At 71.1% G+C, this 15,651-nt stretch carries 16 protein-coding genes and 2 tRNA genes; 15 read left to right on the forward strand and 3 right to left on the reverse strand.

Annotated elements, in window-relative coordinates; genetic code table 11:
• The first annotated feature begins 88 nt into the window (after positions 1 to 88).
• From ACFSDF_RS12130 to mutM, 8 genes are all read left to right on the forward strand, one after another.
• Positions 89 to 1,693, forward strand: coding sequence for a DAK2 domain-containing protein (locus ACFSDF_RS12130; RefSeq protein ID WP_167008004.1), 1,605 nt, complete (start codon positions 89 to 91; stop codon positions 1,691 to 1,693).
• Between the two features lie 25 nt (positions 1,694 to 1,718).
• On the forward strand, positions 1,719 to 3,923 hold the full coding sequence (gene recG, locus ACFSDF_RS12135) for an ATP-dependent DNA helicase RecG (RefSeq protein WP_208322503.1): 2,205 nt from the start codon (positions 1,719 to 1,721) through the stop codon (positions 3,921 to 3,923).
• Entirely contained in the window at positions 3,920 to 4,486 is a 567-nt protein-coding gene (gene rsmD / locus ACFSDF_RS12140) for a 16S rRNA (guanine(966)-N(2))-methyltransferase RsmD (protein ID WP_167008007.1), read from the forward strand. Before recG ends, rsmD begins: the two co-directional genes overlap by 4 nt.
• Positions 4,479 to 4,955, forward strand: coding sequence for a pantetheine-phosphate adenylyltransferase (coaD, locus tag ACFSDF_RS12145; RefSeq protein ID WP_167008010.1), 477 nt, complete (start codon positions 4,479 to 4,481; stop codon positions 4,953 to 4,955). Before rsmD ends, coaD begins: the two co-directional genes overlap by 8 nt.
• A 95-nt stretch (positions 4,956 to 5,050) precedes the next feature.
• Positions 5,051 to 5,638 (forward strand): YceD family protein, encoded by a 588-nt coding sequence (locus ACFSDF_RS12150; protein WP_167008013.1) that lies wholly within the window; start codon positions 5,051 to 5,053, stop codon positions 5,636 to 5,638.
• 2 nt (positions 5,639 to 5,640) lie between these two features.
• A complete protein-coding gene (gene rpmF / locus ACFSDF_RS12155; RefSeq protein WP_167008016.1) occupies positions 5,641 to 5,826 on the forward strand; it encodes a 50S ribosomal protein L32 in 186 nt (61 codons plus the stop codon).
• An 11-nt stretch (positions 5,827 to 5,837) separates the two neighbouring features.
• Positions 5,838 to 6,629, forward strand: coding sequence for a ribonuclease III (rnc, locus tag ACFSDF_RS12160; protein ID WP_243843101.1), 792 nt, complete (start codon positions 5,838 to 5,840; stop codon positions 6,627 to 6,629).
• Between the two features lie 15 nt (positions 6,630 to 6,644).
• The gene (mutM, locus tag ACFSDF_RS12165; RefSeq protein ID WP_167008022.1) at positions 6,645 to 7,496 is read left to right on the forward strand and encodes a bifunctional DNA-formamidopyrimidine glycosylase/DNA-(apurinic or apyrimidinic site) lyase; all 852 of its coding nucleotides are present in this window, start codon (positions 6,645 to 6,647) and stop codon (positions 7,494 to 7,496) included.
• Positions 7,497 to 7,521: 25 nt separating this feature from the next.
• On the opposite strand, the gene ACFSDF_RS12170 is transcribed toward mutM, so the two are convergent.
• Complete coding sequence (locus tag ACFSDF_RS12170) at positions 7,522 to 8,499, reverse strand: alpha/beta hydrolase (RefSeq protein WP_167008025.1); 978 nt, start codon at positions 8,497 to 8,499, stop codon at positions 7,522 to 7,524.
• A gap of 137 nt (positions 8,500 to 8,636) precedes the next feature.
• Here ACFSDF_RS12170 and ACFSDF_RS12175 point away from each other — a divergent pair, with 137 nt between their 5' ends.
• The 5 genes from ACFSDF_RS12175 (at position 8,637) to ACFSDF_RS12195 (ending at position 13,603) form a co-directional block, all read left to right on the forward strand.
• A complete protein-coding gene (locus tag ACFSDF_RS12175) occupies positions 8,637 to 9,914 on the forward strand; it encodes a deoxyguanosinetriphosphate triphosphohydrolase (protein WP_167008028.1) in 1,278 nt (425 codons plus the stop codon).
• Between the two features lie 55 nt (positions 9,915 to 9,969).
• Positions 9,970 to 11,901 carry a DNA primase gene (gene dnaG, locus ACFSDF_RS12180; RefSeq protein ID WP_377157668.1) on the forward strand — a complete coding sequence of 644 codons (1,932 nt, stop codon included), beginning with the start codon at positions 9,970 to 9,972 and terminating at the stop codon, positions 11,899 to 11,901.
• A gap of 115 nt (positions 11,902 to 12,016) precedes the next feature.
• On the forward strand, positions 12,017 to 12,901 hold the full coding sequence (locus ACFSDF_RS12185; RefSeq protein ID WP_167251935.1) for a sigma-70 family RNA polymerase sigma factor: 885 nt from the start codon (positions 12,017 to 12,019) through the stop codon (positions 12,899 to 12,901).
• Positions 12,902 to 12,918: 17 nt separating this feature from the next.
• Positions 12,919 to 13,467: a hypothetical protein gene (locus ACFSDF_RS12190; RefSeq protein WP_167008037.1), complete on the forward strand. Its 549-nt coding sequence runs from the start codon at positions 12,919 to 12,921 to the stop codon at positions 13,465 to 13,467.
• 63 nt (positions 13,468 to 13,530) lie between these two features.
• A tRNA-Asn gene (locus ACFSDF_RS12195) sits at positions 13,531 to 13,603 on the forward strand.
• 78 nt (positions 13,604 to 13,681) lie between these two features.
• Here the strand turns inward: ACFSDF_RS12195 and ACFSDF_RS12200 are convergent.
• Positions 13,682 to 14,434, reverse strand: coding sequence for a PIG-L deacetylase family protein (locus tag ACFSDF_RS12200; RefSeq protein ID WP_167008039.1), 753 nt, complete (start codon positions 14,432 to 14,434; stop codon positions 13,682 to 13,684).
• Between the two features lie 72 nt (positions 14,435 to 14,506).
• On the opposite strand from ACFSDF_RS12200, the gene ACFSDF_RS12205 reads away from it, so the two are divergent.
• Positions 14,507 to 14,584, forward strand: a tRNA-Ile gene (locus ACFSDF_RS12205).
• Positions 14,585 to 14,605: 21 nt separating this feature from the next.
• Positions 14,606 to 14,881 carry a hypothetical protein gene (locus tag ACFSDF_RS12210; RefSeq protein WP_167008042.1) on the forward strand — a complete coding sequence of 92 codons (276 nt, stop codon included), beginning with the start codon at positions 14,606 to 14,608 and terminating at the stop codon, positions 14,879 to 14,881.
• Positions 14,882 to 14,890: 9 nt separating this feature from the next.
• Here the strand turns inward: ACFSDF_RS12210 and ACFSDF_RS12215 are convergent, their stop codons facing one another.
• A complete protein-coding gene (locus tag ACFSDF_RS12215) occupies positions 14,891 to 15,559 on the reverse strand; it encodes an NAD(P)H-binding protein (RefSeq protein ID WP_377157671.1) in 669 nt (222 codons plus the stop codon).
• Positions 15,560 to 15,651: the final 92 nt, after the last annotated feature.

The raw sequence follows: 15,651 nt of genomic DNA on the forward strand, positions 1-15,651 counted from the left end.
AGGACAAGGCTAACCGATCGTCCAAGGGCGAAGCCAATCGGCGTCGTCGCTCCCGGTACGAGGGTGCCCGGGGATAGTCTCTCAAACCATGACGACCCGCGTCTCCTCGGAGTCCTTCGCCAGGTGGGCGCTGGCGTGCACCGAAGCACTCGGCTCCGCCCGTGCGGAGATCGACGCGCTCAACGTCTTCCCCGTCCCCGACGGTGACACCGGCACCAACGTGTACGTGACGTTCGAGTCGGCGCTGCAGGCGATCAGCGCGCCCACCGAGGGCGAGCTGCTCGCGACCGTCGTCAAGGAGTACGTCGACGCCGTGCTGCTCGGAGCGCGCGGCAACTCCGGCGTGATCATGGCGCAGCTCCTGCGCGCGTCGCTGCCGCTGGTCGCCGAGGCCGAGGGGAGCGCGGTGGACGTCGCGCGGGTCGCCGACGCGATGAGCGCGGCCGCCGCCGCCGCGTACGCCGCCGTCGGTCACCCGGTCGAAGGCACGATCCTGACCGTCGCGTGCCGTGCCGCCGAGGCAGCGCAGGAGGCGGTCGCGGACGGTGCCGATCTCGCCCAGCTCGTCAGCGCGACGGCAGCGGCGGCGCGCGAGGCGCTGCAGCGCACGCCGGAGCAGCTCGACCGCCTGGCGAGGGCCGGTGTCGTCGACGCGGGTGGTCGCGCCCTCGTCGTGGTGCTCGACACGACCGAGCGCCTGGTGACCGGCCGCTTCGTACCCGCCCCCGAACCGGTTGTCGTGCCACGCGGTCTCGCCGACGACGGTGCTCACGACCTCCACGCCGACGGGCCGTCGTACGAGGTGATGTACCTCCTCGATGCTGACGACACCGCGATCCCGGCGCTGCGCCAGCGCCTCGACGACCTTGGCGACTCGCTCGTCGTGGTCGGCGGGGATCGCCTCTGGAACGTCCACGTCCACGTCGACGACGTGGGCGCGGCGATCGAGGCCGGGATCGACGCGGGGCGCCCGTACCGCATCTCCGTCACCCACTTCGCCGAGATGACGCCGGCCCTTGTCAGTACCGACGGGACACGGGCCGTCGTGGCGATCGCGGCCGGGCCGGGCCTGGCGTCGCTGTTCAGCGAGGCTGGCGCGGTCGTCGTCGCCACGTCGGTGGGCGCACCGCTGGCGGTGAGCGCCGTCCTCGACACGATCCTCGACTGCGGGGCCGACGACGTGGTCGTCCTGCCCAACAGCCGTGACTTCCGGGTGGTCTGCGATGCCGCCGCCGCCCAGGCGCGCGAGGCGGGCGTCCACGCGACCGTCATCCCGTCGTGGACGCAGGTGCAGGGGCTGGCCGCGGTCGCGGTCCACGACCCCACGCACCCGTTCGACGACGACGTCGTCGCGATGACCAGTGCCGCGCGCGGCACCCAGCACGGGGCGATCACGGTGGCGACCGAGTCCGGCATGACGATGGCGGGCCCGTGCCTCGTCGGTGACGTCCTGGGCGTGGTCGACGCCGAGTTCTCGATGGTCGGCCACGAGCAGGCCGAGGTCGCCCGGCTGGTGCTCGACCGTCTGATGACGGGCAGTGCCGAGCTGGTCACGCTCGTCACCGGCGACGGGTTGGACGACGACGTGGTGCCGAGCCTCGAGCGCTGGCTGCGGGCGCGGCGACCCGACGTCGAGCTCGTCTCGTACACCGGAGGTCAGGCCCGCTACCCGCTGCTGCTGGCGGTCGAGTAGTGGTGGCGACGGCAGGAGGCCCAGCGTGGCGGTGACCCCGCAGACGAAGCTCGCGAACGTCGTCGGGGACAAGACGGCGAAGGCGTTCGACCGCAGCTTCGGGATCGTGACGGTCGGCGACCTGCTGCGTCACTACCCGCGCCGCTACGCCGAGCGGGGCACGCTCACCGACCTCTCCGAGCTGCGCCTCGACGAGCACGTCACCGTGCTGGCCCGGGTCGATCACGTCAAGGAATATCCGTTCCGTCCGAAGGGCGGCGGCCGACCTGGCGGCACGAACGTGCGTACGGAGGTCGTCGTCACCGACGGGACGGGTGAGCTGGTGCTCACGTTCTTCCGTCAGCCGTGGATCGCCAAGCGTCTGAGCCCGGGGACGCTCGGGATGTTCGCCGGCAAGGTCAACGCGTTCCGTGGCCGCAAGCAGCTGCTCCACCCCGAGGTGCGGCAGGCGGAGTCCGAGGACGAGGCACGCGACCAGGCTGAGGAGTACGCGAGCCAGATCCTTCCGATCTACCCCGCGACGCAGGCAGTGTCGTCGTGGACGGTCGAGCGGTCCGTCGGGCTCGTCCTCGACACGCTCGACGACCTCGCGGACCCGCTGCCGGACGCCGTACGCCGCGAGCGGGGCCTCGTCGACCTGATGACCGCCTACCGCGACGTCCACCGCCCGCGCGAGAGCCGCGACCACGAGGCCGCACGCGAGAGGCTGCGCTACGAGGAGGCGTTCGTCCTCCAGACGACGCTGGCCGTACGCCGGCATGCTCTGGCTGAGGCGGCGGCCACGCGGCGCCCGTACGTGCCGGACGGTCTTCGCGACCGATTCGAGGCCCAGCTCCCGTTCTCGCTGACGCTGGGCCAGCAGGAGGTCGTGGCGCAGATCGAGGCCGATCTCGCCCGTGACCAGCCGATGCAGCGTCTGCTCCAGGGAGAGGTCGGCTCGGGCAAGACCGTCGTCGCGCTGCTCGCGATGCTCCAGGTCGTCGACAACGGCGGGCAGGCGGTGCTGCTGGCACCGACCGAGGTGCTCGCGCAGCAGCACTACCGGTCGATGGTCGCGATGCTCGGGCCGATGGCCGAGGCAGGGATGCTCGGCGGCGCGGACGCGGCCACGCGGGTGCGCCTCCTCACCGGGTCGATGGGCAAGAAGGCACGCCAGGAGGCGCTCCTCGACGCGCAGACAGGCGAGGCCGGCATCCTCGTCGGCACCCACGCGCTGCTCGAGGACCGTGTCGGGTTCGCCGAGCTCGGACTGGTGGTCGTCGACGAGCAGCACCGCTTCGGCGTCGAGCAGCGTGCGGCGCTGACGGCCAAGGCCGACGCTGCGCCGCACCTGCTGGTGATGACCGCGACGCCTATCCCGCGGACCGTCGCCATGACGGTCTTCGGCGACCTCGACACGTCGACGTTGCGCGAGCTGCCCCGGGGTCGCCAGCCGATCCAGTCGACGGTCGTCCCGGCCGCCGAGAAGCCCGCCTGGCTGGACCGCACGTGGGAGCGGATCCGTGAGGAGGTCGCACAGGGCCGGCAGGCGTACGTCGTGTGCCCGCGGATCGGTGACGACGACGCGGGGGAGGAGGGGGGCGAGGCGCCGCCGGCCGACGACGATGCCGAGGCGCGTCCCCTGACCTCCGTCGTCGCGCTGCACGACCTGCTGCGCGACGGGCCGCTCTCCGGGACGCGGGTCGGGCTGCTGCACGGGCGGCTGCCGTCGGAGGAGAAAGACGCGGTGATGCGGGCGTTCGCCGCGGGCGAGATCGACGTGCTGGTCGCGACGACGGTGATCGAGGTGGGCGTCGACGTCCCCAACGCGACGGCGATGGTCATCATGGACGCCGACCGCTTCGGGGTCTCCCAGCTCCACCAGCTGCGCGGACGGGTCGGCCGAGGCGCTCATGCGGGCCTGTGCCTGCTGGTCACCGCGGCGCCGGCGGGGAGCGTGGCCCGCGAGCGGCTCGACGCGGTCGCCGCGACCGGTGACGGCTTCGCGCTGTCGCGGCTCGACATCGAGATGCGCCGTGAGGGCGACGTGCTCGGCGTCCGCCAGTCCGGCGTACGCTCCAGCCTCCGGCTGCTGTCGGTCGTCCGTGACGAGGACGTCATCGTCGAGGCGCGCGACGACGCGGCCGCGGTGGTCGCGACAGACCCGACGCTCGCCGCCCACCCCGCACTCGCCGACGCGGTGCGTGAGCTCGAGGACAGCACGCAGGCCGACTACCTGGAGAAGACGTGACACGGATCATCGCGGGCAAGCTCGGCGGCCGACGGCTGGCGACACCTCCCGGCTCTACGACCAGGCCGACCTCCGAACGGGTGCGCGAGGCGATGTTCTCGGCGCTCGAGACCCGGCTCGGTGGGCTCGACGGCGTGCGGGTGCTCGACCTTTACGCAGGCTCAGGCGCGCTCGGTCTTGAGGCCGTCTCGCGCGGCGCCGCCCACGCAACGCTCGTGGAGGCCGACCGGCGCACGGCGAACGTGATCCGGCGCAACGTCCGTGAGCTCGGCGTCGACGCCTCGGTGGACGTCGTGGCGGAGAAGGTGCGGTCGTTCCTCCGTACGCCTGCGAGGGAGCCGTACGACCTGATCGTGCTCGACCCCCCGTACGACGTCCCCAACGACGAGGTCAGCGCGGTGCTTACGGCCTTGGCCACGCCCGAGTGGCTGGCACGCGACGGCCTGCTCGTCGTGGAGCGCTCCACCCGCGACGGTGCGTTCGCGTGGCCGGAGGCCGTCGAGCCGTTCCAGGACCGCCGTTACGGCGAGACGACGCTTTGGTACGGTCGGCCGCATGACTAGGGCTGCCTGTCCGGGTTCGTTCGACCCCGTGACCCTCGGGCACGTCGACATCATCTCCCGCACATCGCGGCTGTTCGACGAGGTCGTCGTCGCCGTGGGCGTCAACGACTCCAAGCGCGTGATGTTCAACACGGAGGAGCGGGTCGCGCTGCTCGAGGCGGTCCTCGGCGACCTGCCCAACGTGCGCGTGCTGACGTTCTCCGGCCTGCTGGTGGACTTCTGCACGGCGCACGACGTGTCGGCGATCGTGAAGGGGCTGCGGGCGGTCTCGGACTTCGACTACGAGCTCCAGATGGCCCAGATGAACTCGACCCTGGCGCACGTCGACACGCTCTTCATGCCGACGAGCCCTGCCTATTCTTACCTGGCCTCGAGCCTCGTCAAGGAGGTCGCACGGCACGGAGGGGACGTCTCCGGGCACGTGCCCCCGGTCGTGCTGGCGGCGCTCAAGGAGAAGTTGGCGGACTAGGGGCGGGCGCGGTTCGCGTCCGAGTGGGTACGTTCGCTATCCTGGTCCGTGGCCTGCAACTGGGCCACACCTCGCTATGCCTCTAAGGAGTACGTGTGACCACGCTCGACTCCCGGGCGCCGTTCGTTCTCGACACTCACGAGATCGCGCGCCGACCCGGAACACAGCGTGAGCTGACGCTCTCCGAGAAGGCACCAGCGAGGATGGGTGTCGACATGCTCGGTGTGCCCGAGGGAAGTGACATCGATCTCGAGCTTCGGCTCGAGTCGGTCATGGAAGGAATCCTCGTCACGGGGACCGCCTCGGTGCACACGTCAGGTGAGTGCGTACGCTGCCTCAGGGAGACCGACGGTGAGATGACCGTCGACCTTCAGGAGCTGTACGTCTACGAAGGCGACGAGGACGACGACCTCTCCCGGCTCGAGAGAGACCTGCTCGACCTCGAGCCCGTCCTGCGGGACGCGGTGGTGCTCGCACTTCCGCATAACCCGTTGTGTGTTCCGGACTGCCCGGGACTGTGCCCCGAGTGCGGGGCGCGGCTCGCGGACGACCCAGAGCACACACACGGCGAAGCCGTCGATCCACGGTGGTCGGCGCTCAGCCAGATGTACGAAGGCAACGACCGTCCCACGGGCGGTTCGGAAGCGACCGGGCCCGGGCCCGGCCCAGACGAGGAGAAGTAGAAGTGGCAGTCCCGAAGCGCAAGATGTCGCGCAGCAACACCCGCCACCGCCGTTCGCAGTGGAAGGCTTCCGCGCCGCAGCTCGTGATCTGCGCCAACCCCGCGTGCCGCGCCAAGCACCTGCCGCATCGCGCTTGCCCGGAGTGCGGCCAGTACGGCACCCGTGGCGAGCTGCGTCAGGTCCTCTGAGTAGGCGGCCCGTGCCCGACGTCGTCGATGACGCAGCCTCGAACGCCGAGCTGCTCACGCAGCTCGGCGTCCCCGGCCTCGAGCCGGGGTTGCTGACCCAGGCGCTGACCCACCGCTCGTACGCGTACGAGAACGGCGGCATCCCCAACAACGAGCGGCTCGAGTTCCTCGGGGATGCCGTGCTGGGGCTGGTCGTCACCGACACGCTCTACAACGCGCACCCGGACCTTCCAGAGGGCCGCCTCGCCAAGCTTCGGGCTGCGGTCGTCAACGCACGCGCCCTTGCCGACGTCGCCCGCACGCTTGGCCTTGGCGCCTACCTGCGCCTCGGCCGCGGCGAGGAGGCGACCGGGGGTCGCAACAAGTCCTCGATCCTCTCCGACACGGTCGAGGCGCTCATCGGGGCCGTCTACCTCCAGGAGGGGTTCGAGGGCGCCGGTGACGTGGTGCACCGCCTTTTCGACCCTGTGATGGCGCGCGCCGCCGAGCTCGGCGCAGGCCTCGACTGGAAGACCAGCCTTCAAGAGCTCTCCTCCGACCATGGTCTCGGTGTCCCCGAGTACCGCCTGTCCGAGGAGGGCCCGGACCACGACAAGACCTTCACCGCGCATGTGCGGGTGGGGGGTCAGGTCTATGGCGAGGGCGTCGGCCACTCCAAGAAGGAGGCCGAGCAGCAGGTCGCCGAGACGGCATGGCGTGCCATCAAGGCGACGGTCGACGTCGTCGACCACGAGGCCGGGTCGGTCGCACCTGCGGCAGAAGTCGTCCAGGCTGCCGAGTCGGCACACGGCTCCGGCTCCTGAGCCTGCGCGGCGCCCGTGCCTGAGCTGCCTGAGGTCGAGGTCGTCCGCCGTGGTCTCGCCGACCACGTCGCCGGGCGGCGGATCGATCGTGTCGAGGTGCTGCACCCGCGCCCCGTACGCCGCCACCTCCCCGGGCCTGCGGACTTCGCGCTGCGGCTCACCGGGGAGCGGTTCGCCGGTGCGTCGCGTCGCGGCAAGTACCTCTGGCTGCCGCTGGACTCCGGCGACGCCGTCCTCGCCCACCTGGGGATGAGCGGTCAGTTCCTCGTCCAGCCTCCGCAGGCGCCAGCGGAGCGTCACCTGCGAGTGGTCTTCGGTCTCGAGGACGGGATGCAGCTCCGCTTCGTCGACCAGCGGATGTTCGGCGGGCTGTCGCTCAGCGAGGACGGAGCGACGCTCCCGCCGGAGATCGCGCACATCGCGCGCGACCCGCTCGACCCGGAGTTCGACGATCTGGAGCTCATCGAGCGTCTGCGCCGTCGTCGTACGGGCATCAAGCGCGCGCTCCTCGACCAGACGCTGATCTCCGGTGTCGGCAACATCTACGCGGACGAGGCGCTGTGGCGGGCCCGCCTGCACTATGCGCGCGCGACCGACACGATGCGGCGGCCGGAGGTCCACCGTCTGCTTGCCGGTGCCCGCGAGGTGATGGTCGAGGCGCTCGCTCAGGGCGGGACGTCGTTCGATGCGCTCTATGTCGCGGTGAACGGGGAGAGCGGCTACTTCTCGCGCTCCCTCGAGGTGTACGGGCAGGCGGGGGAGCCGTGCTCGCGCTGCGGGACGCCGATCCGCCGTGACGCCTTTATGAACCGCTCGTCGTTCACGTGTCCCCGCTGCCAGCCTCGCCCTCGCAACGGGCGGTGGTGAGGCTGGCAGCAGGGCTCACGTCAGCTCATCGGATCGGTGCGGCCACGGGGAACGTGCGGTCGACGAGGTCCTTGACGACCGAGCCGCAGGTGGAGATCGCGTCGGCATTGGTGCAGTAGTGCGACGCGGTGTAGGTGCCGGTCGCGAGATCCTTCGCCCACGTGGAGGCGAAGTCCCGCAGGCGGGCGGTCTGCGTGGAGTTCGGGTTGCAGAGGGCGCCAGCGATGCCGATGGCGTCGGTGTCCTCACCCTCGCTGTCGATGTGACAGCTGCCACCGGTGGGGATGCCCAGGACGTACTTGGACCAGACGAGCTGGATGCCCACGAAGGGGTTGTCGAGCCCCGTGAGCGCTCCGTACGAGTTGTTGAAGAGGTTGATGACGCTCGGGCGAGCGGCGATGCTCAGGACCGGGCGTGCACCGTTGGCGGACACAGCCTCGACCGCGGCGGTGAAGCCCTCGGCCGCGACCGGGTCGAACATGATGGCGCCCTTGAGGTTCGGGTAGCCGCGGGTGGTCAGCTGCTGTCCGACGAGGGCGGCGAACTGCCCGCCGGCGGAGTGGCCGCCCACGATGTACTTGACCGGGAGGGGCTTGCTGTTCGGCGGGACGACGGTCCGGTCGGCGAGTGCGTTGCCGAAGATCGTCGCGAGTGCGGGGTTGCCAGCAGTCATGTCCTCGTCGAGGCAGACGACCATCACGCCCTTCTGTGCGATGGCCTTGCTGGTGCCGCGCAGGTTGTCGCAGCTGCGGCTAAAGCCGTGCTCGACGAGCATGAGCGCGCTGGCGGTGCCGTTCGGCAGATACCAGTCGGCATCGTACGACGTGCCAGCGATGGTGATCGGGGAGCTGACGCAGGTGCTCGAGCTGGACGAGTAGTCCGAGCAGGCGGTGGCTGCCGAGGCTGGCGGCGCAGCGGTGACGAGGAGGGCTGCGACGGCTCCGGCAGAGGCGGCGAGGGCGGCGAGCAGGCGCGCGGTGCGCCGGTTGGGCGAGTTTCTCAACGGTTCTCCTGGTGCGTGATGGATGTGGCACGGCACCGACCGACGTTCCCGAGATTACGGCTGGAACGGCGTTTCGAAGGTTAGGGTTATATCGTATATGCCGCAACCGATGGCGGGGGTTGACTAGGCTCCTGCTCGTGACCGCACCCGACCTCGCAGACCAGCCGTACGACGCGTCGGCACGTGAGCGCCTCGTCGCGGAGCCGCCCAAACGTGCCGAGCGGACGCCGTTCGAGCGCGACCGCGCCCGCATCGTCCACTCGGCGGCGCTGCGTCGTCTCGCGGCCAAGACGCAGGTCGTCGGTCCAGGCACGGACGACTTCGTGCGCAACCGCCTCACCCACTCGCTCGAGGTTGCGCAGGTCGCCCGCGAGCTCGGTCGCTCGTTGGGGTGCGATCCGGACGTGGTCGACTCCGCGGCGCTCGCCCACGACCTCGGCCACCCGCCGTTCGGGCACAACGGCGAGACGGCGCTCGACGACGTCGCGGCGTCGTGCGGCGGCTTCGAGGGCAACGCCCAGACGCTGCGCATCCTCACACGCCTGGAGGCCAAGACCTTCGACGTCGACGGGCACAGCGTCGGGCTCAACCTGACCCGCGCCACCCTCGACGCCTGCACGAAATACCCGTGGACGCGGGACGCCGCCCCGGTCCCCGAGGGCGCCCATGGTGACGGCTCTCCCCGGGTGATCCGCAAGTTCGGCGTGTACGACGACGACCTGCCCGTGTTCTCCTGGGTCCGCGACGGCGCCCCCGGCCGACGGCAGTGCGTCGAGGCGCAGGTGATGGACCTCGCCGACGACATCGCGTACTGCGTCCACGACGTCGAGGACGCGGTCGTCTCCGGCACCATCGAGCTCGCCCGCATCCCGTACGACCGCGAGGTGATCTGGGCGACCGTGCGCGAGTGGTACGCCGCGGACGCCACCGACGGCGCCCTGGATGCGGCGTACGCGAGGTTGACCTCGATGCCGTTCTGGCCGCACGGCCCGTACGACGGCAGCCGGCGCTCGCTGGGGGCGCTCAAGGGGCTCACGAGCGCGCTGGTGGGCCGGTTCGTCGCAGCCGCGCGCGACGCCACGCGTGAGGCCTTCGGCGAGCGCCCGTTCGTCCGTTACACCGCAGACCTGGTCGTCCCTGACGACACCCGGACCGAGATCGCGGTCCTCAAGGCGGTCGCGGCGTACTACGTGATGCGTGCCGACGCGCGTGTCACCCTCCTCGCCGAGCAGCGCGAGCTGGTGCGCGGGCTGGTCGAGGTGGTGGCAGGCAAGGGGCCGGAGGTCCTCGACGCGCCGTTCGCCGCCGATTTCGCCGAGGCCGACTCAGAACCAGCGCGGCTACGGGTGGTCGTCGACCAGATCGCGTCGCTCACCGACGACTCCGCGCGTGCCTGGGGACGGCGCCTGCTCTGACGCCGGACGGTGCACGGAGGTAACGGCCTTCCGCCCGCACCGTAGACTCACCTGCGTGGCAGGCCGGATCCGCGAGGACGACATCGCAGCAGTGCGCGAACGCGCGCGGATCGACGAGGTGGTCGAGCAGTACGTCACGCTCCGCAACGCCGGTGGCGGCTCGCGCAAGGGGCTCTGCCCGTTCCACGACGAGAAGTCGCCGTCGTTCAACGTCACCCCGTCGCGCGGGATGTACTACTGCTTCGGCTGCGGCGAGGGCGGGGATGTCTTCACGTTCCTCCAGAAGATCGACCAGATCGGCTTCAGCGAGGCGGTCGAGCGGCTAGCGGCGAAGTACGGCATCACACTGACCTACGTCGACGGCCCGGTTGGCCCGCAGCGCGACTTCGCACAGCGTGGACGGCTGGTCAAGGCCAACGCCGCGGCTGCGGAGTTCTTCGTCGAGCAGCTCGCGAGCGGCAAGGGCTCGCTCACCGGGCGCCAGTTCCTCGCCGACCGCGGCTTCGGGCGGGAGACGGCCGAGCGCTTCGGTGTCGGGTTCGCCCCGCGCGACGGTGAGGCGCTCCTGCGCAACCTGCGCGATCGCGGCTTCGACGAGGAGGACCTCGTCACTGCCGGGCTGGTGGCGCGCAACAGCCGAGGCGCGTACGACCGCTTCCGCGGGCGGCTGATCTGGCCGATCCGCGACGCGTCGGGTGATGTCGTCGGGTTCGGTGCGCGGCGGTTGTTCGACGACGACCGCATCGAGGCGAAGTACCTCAACACCCCCGAGACCCCGCTCTACAAGAAGAGCCAGGTCCTGTATGGCGTCGACCTGGCCCGCAAGGCCATCTCGCAGTCCAGCCAGGCGGTCATCGTCGAGGGCTACACCGACGTGATGGCATGCCATGAGGCGGGCGTCGGCACTGCGGTCGCGACCTGCGGGACGGCGTTCGGCGACGAGCACGGCCGGATCCTGCGGCGGCTGCTCCTCGACCACGAGGCGATGCGCGGCGAGGTGATCTTCACCTTCGACGGCGACGAGGCCGGCCAGAAGGCCGCGATGAGGGCGTTCGATGGTGACGAGCAGTTCGTCGCCCAGACCTACGTCGCGGTGCAGGGTGACGGTCTCGACCCCTGTGACCTGCGTCTGCAGCAGGGAGACGCGGCCGTGCGCGAGCTGGTGGCCTCCCGGATCCCGCTGTACCGCTTCGTGCTGCGCAACGTCGTCGCACGCTACGACCTCGACCATGCCGACCAGCGGGTCGACGCGCTGCGTGCGTCGGTCGCTCTCGTCTCCTCCGTGCGCGACCGAGGCAAGGTCGAGCAGTTCGTCCGCGAGATCGCGTCGACGGTCGGCATCGAGATCGACGAGGTGCGCCGTGAGCTCGGGGACGCCAAGAAACGCCCCGCGCCTCGGACGAACGCCCGGACGTCGACCCGGACGAACGGGGCGGCCGCCCCGTCCGCTCACTCGGCGCCCACGGAGCCTGCCGGCGAGGAGCGCCCCGTGCGCGCGCCGGTGCCGAGCTTCGGGGAGCCCCGTTTCGCCGACGAGCGCGAGCTTCTGAAGGTGGTCGTCCAGCACCCCCACCTCATCACGCCCCACGCCGACGGGCTCGACACCGACGACTTCACGCACCCGCACGCGATCGCCGTCTGGGCGGCCGCCGCCACGGAGGGCTTCCCGTCGAAGCCCGACGAGTCGTGGGCGGCTCGCGTCCGCGGTCACGTCGACGACACAGACGTGCAGCGGGTGCTCGCACACCTGTCGCTCGATCCGCTGCGCGCCACCGGCGCACCTGACACCGTGCTCGTCGACGCGCTCGTCGCGCGTGTGCAGGAGCTCACAGTGCTGCGCCACATCGCGGCGGTGAAGTCCAAGCTCCAGCGGACGAACCCGCTCGAGTCCGCCACCGAGTACAACCGCATGTTCGGCGACCTCGTGGCACTCGAGCAGCAACGCCGCCAGCTCCGCGAGAAGGCCATCGGCGGCTCGCTGCTCTGAGTCGGCGGTCCTCTCGGTTGCTCGGTTCGTCCCCGGTTCCAGCAGGTGCCGCGGTGTCCACAGATGCCGTCGTGCGGGGCCCCGAAGGGGTCGTGCCACTGCCCAGACTGGCGCCATGACCTCACTCGGCCCGACCTTCTCGCCCCTGTCCACCGCGCCCTCGCCGTCCGCGTACGCCCACGCACTCACCGCCGTCCCGTTGCTGAGCGCACAAGAGGAGGTGGCGCTCGCCGAGACGTACGCCGCGGGGCGCGCGGCCCGTGAGCGTCTGCTGTCCGCTGAGGTCGCGGACGGCGCGCGGGAGGCCCTCGCGGAGGTCGTCGCGCAGGGAGCACGGGCACGCACCCACCTTGTCCTCGCCAACGTCCGCCTCGTGGTCTCGTTCGCGCGGCGGCTCGACGAGTGCGGCGTGCCGTTCGCCGACCTGGTCCAGGAGGGGGTCGTCGGTCTGATCCGGGCGGTCGAGGGGTTCGACCCCTCTCGGGGGTTCCGCTTCTCGACCTACGCCGCGCCGTGGGTGAAACGACACATCGCCGATGCGGCGGGGTCCCGGCGCGTGGTGCGGCTCCCTCCCAAGGCCGAGCTCCAGGTGGTCGCGTGCCGGGAGGTCGCCGAGACGCTGCACCGCGAGTCCGGCCGTGCGCCGTCGGCGGGGGCGGTCGCCGAGCGGGTCGGGATCCCCGAAGACCGGGTCGAGAGGCTGCTCGCTGCCGACACCGTGCCCGTGTCCCTCGACGCGCTCGAGAGCGACGTGGTCGCAGCTCGCGGCGAGGCCCTCGACCCCCGGGTGTGCTGGGCCATCAGAGAGGCGCTCGCGGTGCTTCCCGAGGTCGAGCGCGAGGTCGTGGAGCGTCGCTTCGGGATCGACGGCGGGGGAGCGCGTTCCCTCCGCGCGGTCGCGCTCGAGCTCGACTGCGGTCTCGACGTCGTGCGCGCTCAGGAGCAGCGAGCGCTCCAGACCCTCAGAGACCACCCGGCGGTCGCGATGGTGGCGCCGTGATGGACCAAGATGGCTGCATGGCGACGGCGCGCAAGATTCCGAAGCAGATCCGGCGAGCGATCGAGGCCGAGCACTCCGAGCGGGTCCTCGCGGCGCAGCAGGACGTTGCCGAGCATTGGCACGTGGGCACCGATGCCGCCCTCCACCTCGCGGCCGATACCGACCACCTGCGCGTGCCCTGGGAGCAGGTGGAGTCGCTGTCGTGGGATGCCGAGGCATCCACCGTGACCGTCCAGTGGGGCGGCAGCGACGCGATCCACCGCGAGGTCGTGGCGTTCGACGGGCCTGGTCGGCTCGTCGAGCTCGCACGCGAGCGGGTGGACGCGAGCATCGTCGCGAGTGCGCGCGAGACAGTGGAGGGGGCCCGTGACACGGTGACCGTCGTTGCCCGGCGCTCACCGACGCGTCGCGGGCCGCTGACCTTCTCGTACGTGCTCGACCAAGGCCTCTCGTCCGACGATCCACACGTCAGGGAGGCGACCGCTCGGGCACTCGCGTCCGTCCAGGACGACCTCGGCCTGCGCGGCGATGCGGGCCTCGGCGGCGCCGAGGAGGAGCGCCCATGAGACGGGACCCCGGTTTGGGGTCCAGGGACAACGCTTGCTAGGCTAGCGGTCGCTCGAGAGCATTCCCCTGTAGCTCAATTGGCAGAGCAGCCGGCTGTTAACCGGCAGGTTACTGGTTCGAGTCCAGTCGGGGGAGCAAGAGAAACGGTCCGGCCAGCGGAGAGATCCGCAGGCCGGACCGTTTTGCATCTGCTGGTGCCCCTCTGCGAGTGCCTCAGTCCTCCGGGAGGGCCAGCGGGAGGACTTCGAACGACGTCGCATAACGCACGCCCATCGCGGTGCCCGCCGGCTCGGCCATCGACCCGAGGAACGCGGCCGGGTCGAAGTCGACCCACCCGAGCCCGTCGAGGTACGCCTTGTGGGCACGCAGCGACGCCACGCCCGCGTCGAAGGTGGCGGAGATGTCGACGCCGTGCCGGGCGTCGGGGGAGCCCGCGACCCAGACGGCGCGAACGCCGCCCCAGGGCTCGACACCCGCCTCGTGGAATACCCACCGGTTGCCGGCGTCGCGGACCGCGTCGACGGTCGCCCGGCCGACGGCGATGTGGTCGGCCTGGTTGAGGAACCCGTTCGGGAAGGTTGGGTGGAAGTTGCCCGTGATGACGATGTCGGGTCGGTGCACCCGCACCTGCCGGGCGATCACCCGGCGCAGCGGGACCCCGTACTCGACGATCCCGTCGGGCAGCCCGAGGAACTCCACGGTGTCGACACCGACGATCCGCGCGGACTCGATCTGCTCGGCCGTCCGCACCGTGCGGGTGACCTCGGGCTCCATCCCATCGATACCGGCCTCGCCGCTGGTCACCATGCAGTAGATGACGCGCTTGCCCTGTGCCGTCCACCGGGCGACGGCTGCAGCGGCTCCGAACTCCATGTCGTCGGGATGAGCCACGACGGCGAGGGCGGTCTCCCAGTCCTCGTCGAGCGGCTGGAGGGCTGCGGGACTTCCGCGCTGCTCGTCGGTCATCTTGCGATCGTAGGTCGGATGCGGCCGCCCTGCCGCCTGCCTGGGCGCCGGCCACTAGGCTGTGCTCCGCGAGGGGCGGTAGCTCAGCTGGTCAGAGCAGCGGACTCATAATCCGTCAGGTCGTGGGTTCGAGCCCCACCCGCCCCACCACGCCCGTCGGGAGGAACCAGGATGACGATGCCGCAGGACCCGTTCGAGCGGGCGGGGTCCTCGCTCCTGTACGCCGTGTCGTCACCCTCGTCGAGCATCGCGACGGCGATGGCCGAGGTGGCGCAGCGGCTTCAGGACCTCGCGTCCCAGGAGTCCGCGAACGAGATCCTCTCCGTGAGCCACGACGTCACGGTCATCACCGCCGGCGACGACGAGGGCGGGGTGAAGGCCGCATTCACCGGAAAGTCGCGACCTCGCGAGTACGTCGTCTCGGCGCTCGCGACGATCCGCGCCTGAGCCTGCCGGTCAACCGGCGAGCGGCCCCGGCGACAGCGATGCCAGCGCCTCGGCGACCGGCACGTCGCCGCCCACCACCTCGAAGGTCGTTCGTACGGTCGACGGTGTCTCGAGAGCCACGGCGATCACCTCCGCGACGTCGGCGCGGGGGATCGAGCCGCGCCCGACGGAGTCGCCGACCGTGACCCTCCCTGTCCCCGGATCGTCCGTGAGGCCGCCCGGGCGCACGATCGTCCAGTCGAGCGCACTCGCCCGCACCGCGTCGTCGGCCTCGCCCTTGGCTGCGAGATAGACCTGGAACACGTTGTCGGAGCTCGCGTCGCCCTGGCCCGCGCCCATGGACGAGACCACGACGAACCGGTACGCCCCGACGAGCTGCGCCGCCGCGGCCAGGAGGACGGCCCCGTCGCGGTCGACCGTCCACTTGCGCTCCACGCCCGATCCCGACCCTGCGCCGGCGGCGAAGACGGCGGCATCGGCGCCGCCGAGCGCGTCGGCGACCTGGGTCGCGCTCGCGCTCTCAAGGTCGACGAGCACGGGCGAGCCGCCCGCGGCCGTGACATCGTCGGCGTGCTCGGGCTTCCTGATGAGGCCGACGACCTCGTGACCGGCGTCGGCGAGCTTGCGGGTCAGCAGCAGCGCGATCTTGCCGTGGCCCCCCGCGATGGCGACCTTCATGCACGTCCCTCCCGTCGTACGGGCGTCTCGTCGTGAGCATCTGAGCCCCCGAGAAGGCGGGCACCGTCGCTCCCGTTCATCCTGCCACGACA

Source organism: Mumia zhuanghuii, from assembly GCF_042681565.1.
GTDB lineage: Bacteria > Actinomycetota > Actinomycetes > Propionibacteriales > Nocardioidaceae > Mumia.

Bases quoted from the DNA above. Each gene is read 5' to 3' on its own strand.
- ACFSDF_RS12130 (WP_167008004.1), top strand. From the start codon at position 89: ATGACGACCCGCGTCTCCTCGGAGTCCTTCGCCAGGTGGGCGCTGGCG.
- coaD (WP_167008010.1), top strand. From the start codon at position 4,479: ATGACTAGGGCTGCCTGTCCGGGTTCGTTCGACCCCGTGACCCTCGGG.
- ACFSDF_RS12185 (WP_167251935.1), top strand. From the start codon at position 12,017: ATGACCTCACTCGGCCCGACCTTCTCGCCCCTGTCCACCGCGCCCTCG.
- ACFSDF_RS12190 (WP_167008037.1), top strand. From the start codon at position 12,919: ATGGCGACGGCGCGCAAGATTCCGAAGCAGATCCGGCGAGCGATCGAG.
- ACFSDF_RS12200 (WP_167008039.1), bottom strand. From the start codon at position 14,434: ATGACCGACGAGCAGCGCGGAAGTCCCGCAGCCCTCCAGCCGCTCGAC.
- ACFSDF_RS12210 (WP_167008042.1), top strand. From the start codon at position 14,606: ATGACGATGCCGCAGGACCCGTTCGAGCGGGCGGGGTCCTCGCTCCTG.
- ACFSDF_RS12215 (WP_377157671.1), bottom strand. From the start codon at position 15,559: ATGAAGGTCGCCATCGCGGGGGGCCACGGCAAGATCGCGCTGCTGCTG.